Annotated in this window: 5 protein-coding genes; 2 read left to right on the top strand and 3 right to left on the bottom strand. The window is 71.6% G+C overall.

Translation table 11 applies throughout. The features are described from left to right. Window positions 1–980: hypothetical protein (locus tag E0D90_RS22800; RefSeq protein WP_130799890.1), on the bottom strand; the 980-nt coding region annotated here is incomplete at its 3' end. A 374-nt stretch (window positions 981–1,354) separates the two neighbouring features. Here E0D90_RS22800 and E0D90_RS22795 point away from each other — a divergent pair. After that, window positions 1,355–1,996, top strand: a complete 642-nt coding sequence (locus E0D90_RS22795) for a hypothetical protein (protein ID WP_130799889.1) — start codon at window positions 1,355–1,357, stop codon at window positions 1,994–1,996. A gap of 65 nt (window positions 1,997–2,061) precedes the next feature. Further along, window positions 2,062–3,111 (top strand): hypothetical protein, encoded by a 1,050-nt coding sequence (locus E0D90_RS22790; RefSeq protein WP_130799888.1) that lies wholly within the window; start codon window positions 2,062–2,064, stop codon window positions 3,109–3,111. Between the two features lie 16 nt (window positions 3,112–3,127). Here the strand turns inward: E0D90_RS22790 and E0D90_RS22785 are convergent, their stop codons facing one another. Together E0D90_RS22785 and E0D90_RS22780 are read right to left on the bottom strand one after the other, a co-directional pair. After that, entirely contained in the window at window positions 3,128–3,703 is a 576-nt protein-coding gene (locus tag E0D90_RS22785) for a GNAT family N-acetyltransferase (RefSeq protein WP_130799887.1), read from the bottom strand. Between the two features lie 116 nt (window positions 3,704–3,819). Further along, window positions 3,820–5,838, bottom strand: coding sequence for an ABC transporter ATP-binding protein (locus E0D90_RS22780; protein WP_130799886.1), 2,019 nt, complete (start codon window positions 5,836–5,838; stop codon window positions 3,820–3,822). Window positions 5,839–5,985: the final 147 nt, after the last annotated feature.

Raw genomic sequence — 5,985 nt, 5'->3', positions numbered from 1 at the left:
GGGGTGCGGTCGTCGAGGATGATGACGGGGGTGGCGTGGTCGGGGTGCTCGTGGGCGACGTCGCGGACGGCGTCGCTGGTGCGGTTGTAGACCGTGGCGGCCAGGGCCCAGGTCGCCAGGTCGGGGTCGCCGCCGGCCTCGGCCTCGGTGTCCTGGTCGAGGAAGCGCTGCTCGTGGGTGTAGGTGACCTGTCGCATGGCGGTCAGCACCGCGAGGACCGAGCGGCCGGAGAGGGAGGTCTCGATCCGCCCCTCGTCGGACACCTCCACCTGCTCCGGGGGGCGGAAGTGCGGGTGGCCGCCGGTCTGTTCGGTGATGAAGTCCCAGGTCTCGCGGTGGCAGACGAGGGTGGCGTTGCCCATGCCGGCGGCCTTGAGCAGGTGGTCGAGGTGCGGGGTGCGGTAGACGCGCGGGTGCTCGTCGGTGCGGGGCGTGACGGTGGGCTGGGACGGGGTCTCGTCCGCCGGGCCGGTGCCCGTGCGCGCGTGGGCGGTGCGTGCCTCCGTGAGGGGGTTCACGTGCGGGCTCTTGTCGTGGGCCTTGCTGTTGGCCTCGTCGTCGGTCATCGCGTCGCTCCGGTCGCTGGTGGTGGGGTGGTGTTCGGGGCCGGGCGGCTCGGGGTGTTCGGCCACTGGCGTGGGGTCCGGCTCGGGTGCCGGTGCCGGTGGTGGCGGCTCCGACGGCGGTGCGGGGTGGCCGGGTTGGTCGAGTTGGTCGAGTTGGTCGACGCGTGCCCGGGTGGCGTCCACCGCGGCGCGGGTGTCGGTCAGGCTCTTGAGCGTCCGCTCGTGTAGGCGCCGCAGTTCACGGTTCTCGGCGCGGAGCGTCTCCGCCTCGGAGGAGACGGCGCCGAGTACCGCGTGCCGTGTCTGCTCGGCGGAGACGCGCAGGCCGTCGAGTGCTCGCGACTGTTCGTCGGCCTCGCGCAGCAGCTGCTCCAACTGGGCCCGCACCGCAGCGATCTCCCACTTCCACCCCATGTCACTCCTGTCTCACCGATCGTGATGGCGCGGCATTCCTCCCCGGGGTGGTGTCGGCTATTCCGGTGATTTTTGGACGGCCCGGCCGGTGTTGCCCGTCGCGTCGTGTGTGGGGTCGGCGCTCGGGGGTGTATGACCCTGGCCCTGTACGGGTGCCCGGACGCTCCGTGGTCGCCGGAGGTGGCGTGGGTCGTTCTGGTGCGCGCGGCTGGCAGCGCGCCGTGCGTTGTGCGCCGGGGCGCGTGCGGCCACCGGGTGTGCTTCGAGCGACCGGTGGATGGCCGACCCGAGGTCTTCCTGAGTCACTGTCCGGCTGCTTAGGGTGATCGGTGTCGAGTGTCCGTGGAGCGAAACGGGGGGATTCCGTGACACGCGTGACGAGGGCGGGCGTGGTCGCGGTCGCGGCGGCGACCGCGTTGCTGCTGACCGGGTGCGGCGACGCCGACGGCGGCGCGGCCCAGGTCCCGGGGGTCGGCGAGGGCGGCTCGTCCGACACCCCCGAGCCCGAGCCCGAACCGGACGACGACGCGGCGAACGACGGGGTCGACCGTCCCCGAATCGAACTGCCCGAGGGCATCAGCGGTGTCTACGAGGGATGGGAGTCGGAGGACCCGACCGAGCAGCGGGTGCTCAGCGACGCCCGCGCGGCGCAGAACGCCGTCGACCTGGCGATCGTGGAGCACGAACCACAGGCGGACTACGTCGGCTTCTACCACGCGGCCGAGGCGCTGGTGGACACCGAGGAGTGGATCGCCGGCTTCGTGCGCAACGACCTGACCATCACGGGCACGATCCGCTACGTGGACCCGGAGGTCACCCCGAGCGGCGACGACCAGGCTCTCGTCGCCTACTGCGCCGACGAGAGCGGCGCGGTCGCCTCCGACGTCGGCACGGGCGAGGAACAGCCCGACTCCGCCTCGCCGTACGTCGCCTACCGCAACACCCTCCAGCGGGACGACCGCGGTGTCTGGGTGACGGTGCTGGTCCACACCGAGCGTGGGCAATGCGCCGGGTGACGCGCGCGGGGCGGGCACCGGCCCGGCGCGCCACCGTGGCTCTCGCCGTCACCGCGGGGCTGCTCATGACGATCGTGATCCCATCCGGCGCCCTCGCGTTCGGCAACGGTGACGGGGACTCCCGCGGCGGCGGTGGCGGCGGTGGACTCGACGGCGGCCGGCTCACGGCCGACGTGCACGCCTCGGAGATCGTCATCACCGGCGACCGTAAGGGTGACGGGGGCGGCGGCCTGGAACCCCTGAGCGGCGACTGGACGCCGCCCGTCTGCTGGTACGAACCGTGGATGACCGCGGAGGAGTTCGCCGACGCGGTCGAGGAGATGGAGTCCTCGGGTGGACGCGGCCACCGGGCGCTCAACATCAACTCGCCCGCCGTCGCGTTCACGGACATCTACCGTGACAACGACCCGGCCGGCTGGGCGATCAACACCGGCAGCCGGTACGGCGATGTGGGCTACGACGACTACAACCGGGACGCCGACGAGGACGGGCTGTGGTGGCGCGGCGTCATCAACCCGCACCGGGCCGACGACTACCGGCCCGGCACGGACTGCGTCGAGCCGATCTTCTGGGGCGATCCGGTGAACCCGCCGGAGGTGGAGGAGACGATCACCGACGAGATCCTGGCGGAGTACGCGTACGACGAGATCGGCATCCCCGACACGGAGGTCGTGCTGAATCCGACCGGAGCGCAGCTGGTCAACCTGGCGACATGGATCTGGGTCGACGGTGTCGACCTCGAACCTCGTACTGTGCGGGCGGAGTTGCCGGGCCGTGGGGTGTGGGCGGAGACGACGGCCGTGCCGGTCTCGCTCACCCTGGACCCGGGGACGCCCGACGCGGACCTCTTCCCCGCCGACGGTGTCTGCCCGGTGGTGGACGGCAGCGCCGGGGAGGAGTGGGAGAGCGGGCGCTCCGGCGAGGACCCACCGTGTGGTGTCCTCTACCGCCGCTCCACGCATGTGGCCGGGTCCTACGAGTTGAGAGCGACGCTGACGTGGGAGGTGACCTGGACGGGGTCGCACACCTGCAGTTGTGACCGTGTCCTGCCGGACGGGCGGTTCGAGACCGCGGTCGAGGTCGCGGTGCAGGAGTCCCAGGCGATCGTTCGCTGAGCCGGGCTCCGGCGGGTCAGGGGGTGTCGGGGGTGCTGTGCTCGCGGGCCCGCCATTCGGATTCCAGCATCGCGTAGTGGAGTTCGGAACCCCATTCGCCCTTGAAGATCTCGGACTCGACGAAGTGCGCCTCCTGGCGCATTCCGAGTCGCTCCATGAGGGCGGCCGAGGCGGTGTTCCGGGCGTCGCAGCGGCCGATGACGCGGTGCATTCGGGCGGTCTCGAAGGCGAGTCGCAGGATTTCCACGGCGGCCTCGGTGGCGTACCCCTGTCCTCCGTGGTCGGGGTGGAACACGTACCCGAACTCTCCCTGCCGGTGTTGTCCGCTCCGCAGGGTCAGCAGGACGTAGCCGATGACGGTGCCGGCTGCGTCGACGGCGAGCGTGATGGTGTCGCCGTCCGCGCGCAGGGCTGTCTGGCCCTGGCGGAGGGCGAGTTCGCGGGCATTGTCCTCGGGGGTGCGGGCCTCGTTGTAGAGGTAGCGGGCGACGTCCGGTCGTGACTCGAACGCCAGCATGTCCGCCTCGTCATCGGCGGTGAAGGGACGGAGCACGAGGCGTGCCGTCCGGATGGGTTCGGTGACCTGGGTCATGTCGCGTCCTTTCCGGGGCCGGCCCGGTGGCCGTCCCGCCTCATTCCAGTGGGGACGCGGGGCTCCGCGCAACCTCGTTTGAGGTCGGCCAGTGATCGGCCGGTGTCGTTCGGTGGTCAGCCGGCTGTCTGCCGGGGGCTGAACTGGGCGGCCTGGAGGTTGTACATGTCGGCGTAACTGCCGCCGTCGGCGAGGAGTTGTTCCGGGCTGCCGGATTCGACGAGACGTCCCCGGTGGAGCACATGCACCAGGTCGGCGTCGCGGACGGACGCCATCCGGTGGGTGATGAGGATAACGGTGTGCCCGCCGTCCGCCAGCGAGCGGATGCGGCGGAACACCTCCTGCTCGGCCTTGGCGTCGAGGGCTGCGGTGGGCTCGTCCACGACGAGGATCGGCGCTTCGCGGTACGCGGCGCGGGCGATTCCGAGTTTCTGCCACTGTCCGCCGGAGAGCTGGTGGCCGCGCTGGTAGACGCGGGAGAGGAGGGTGCCCCAGCGCTGGGGCAGTCCGGCGACGAGGGAGGTGGCTCCCGCTGCTTCGGCGGCGCGTTCCAGCCGCTGGGCGTCGGCGGGTGCGTCGGACTGGCCGATCCGTACGTTGACGCCGGCGGTGAACGGCCAGCGGTAGAAGTCCTGTCCCACGAGGCGGAACCTGCGGAACAGTTCCAGCCGGTCGAAGCCGGACGCGTCTGCGCCGTCCCAGCGCACGGTCCCGGTCTGCGGCCGGTAGAGGCCGCAGATCAGTTTCACCAGGGTCGACTTGCCCGAGCCGTTCTCGCCGACCAGAGCGGTGACCCTCCCGGCGGGGACGGTGAGGGAGACGTCGTGCAGCACCGCGCCGCTGTCGGTGCCGGGGTAGGCGAAGGTGAGGTTCTCGACGCTGATCTCGCCGGGGACGGTGGGGGGATGCTCGCCGCCCTCGGGGATGTCCCGCTCGTGGCCCCCGGAGATCACGCGGTGCAGGTCGTGCACGAAGAGGCTGTCCTCGTGCATGTCGTTGATCTGGCGGACCAGGCTGTCGAGGGCGGAGGAGCCGGTGCGGATCGCCACCACGGCCGCGCCGGCCGTGGCGATGGCCATCGCGCCGGTCCACAGCAGTGTGCCGAGCGCGAGGTAGGTGAGCAGCGTGGTCGCGCCGGTGAGGGTGGCGGCGGCCAGCCCGATGGTGGCGGACTGCTTTGCCAGGCGGGCCTGTTCCGCTTCGTTGGCACGGGACATGACGTGGAAGTGGTGGAGCAGGAAGGGCCCGACGCCGTGCACCCGGATCTCCGCGGCGGCGTTCTCGTCGATCAGCATGCGCGTCAACTCGTTGACAGCACGGCTGTGTTGCATCCACTCGTGGTAGGAGCGGTACCGGTGCCGGGCGATCGTGAGGGTCGCCCAGGTGCTGGGCACGGTCATCAGGAGCAACAGCGGCAGCATCACGGGGTGCAGCGCCGTCAGGACGCCCGCCGCGGCGACCAGCGAGATCAGCCCGGCGATGACGCGGGTGCCGTAGCCGATCATGTTGCGGGCCGAACGGGCTCCGTACTGGGCCGACTCCAGAAGCTTGTGGTAGGCGTGGTCCTCGACGGACGCCATCTCGACGCGGAGCGTCCGGCTCAGGTACTGCTCCTGCGCGAGCCGTTCGACCTGGGGCCGGAGCCGGCCGTCCGCGTAGGTGGAGACCGCCGCCAGCAGGGCGCCGGCCGCCGCGGCTGCGGTCATCAGCGCGATGGCCGGCATCGCGTCGCGCAGTCCGTCGGTGATGTTCGCGGGAGCGAGCAACGCGGCCAGCACGGCCTGGACACCGAGCAGGACGACCGCCTGGACGACGCCGCGCAGCGTCTCGGCGGTGGCGACGACGGCGGTCGCGCGGCGGTCCGCCTGCCAGGCGAGCCGCACGCAGACGCCGAGCATGCGGGGCAGCCGGCGGATGGTGTCCCAGGCGGAGAGGCTCAACAGGTGGTCGTCGTGGACGGACCAGCCCATGGAGTACCTCAACGGGCCTCCGTACAGCAGTTGTTCGGAGGCGGAGGCGGAGGCGCCGGCGGGCGGCTGCTCGCCGGGGTCGCTCCGGTTGTCGCCCGGCTGGTCGTCCCCTTCCGCGCCGCGCCGTGTGGTGCCGGTCGGCCGTCCGAGCCATGATCGCCGCATCTGATCACTCCCTGAGGTGCGCCGGGTACGCCCGCCCGCTGCGGGTGGGCCTATTGCAGCCGTTGAAATGCCCTGTGTGCAGGTGGAGTTGAGGTGACCGTGCGCCGGGGTGCTGCGACCGGGACAGGAGGTGTGCGGGGGCGCGGG

This window comes from Streptomyces otsuchiensis (assembly GCF_004305975.1).
GTDB classification, from domain to species: Bacteria; Actinomycetota; Actinomycetes; order Streptomycetales; family Streptomycetaceae; genus Streptomyces; species Streptomyces otsuchiensis.
This window is presented reverse-complemented; position numbering and strand designations above follow the sequence as displayed.

Coding starts and splice junctions, on each gene's coding strand:
- E0D90_RS22785 (WP_130799887.1), bottom strand. CDS start 3,703: ATGACCCAGGTCACCGAACCCATCCGGACGGCACGCCTCGTGCTCCGT.
- E0D90_RS22780 (WP_130799886.1), bottom strand. CDS start 5,838: ATGCGGCGATCATGGCTCGGACGGCCGACCGGCACCACACGGCGCGGC.
- E0D90_RS22790 (WP_130799888.1), top strand. CDS start 2,062: ATGACGATCGTGATCCCATCCGGCGCCCTCGCGTTCGGCAACGGTGAC.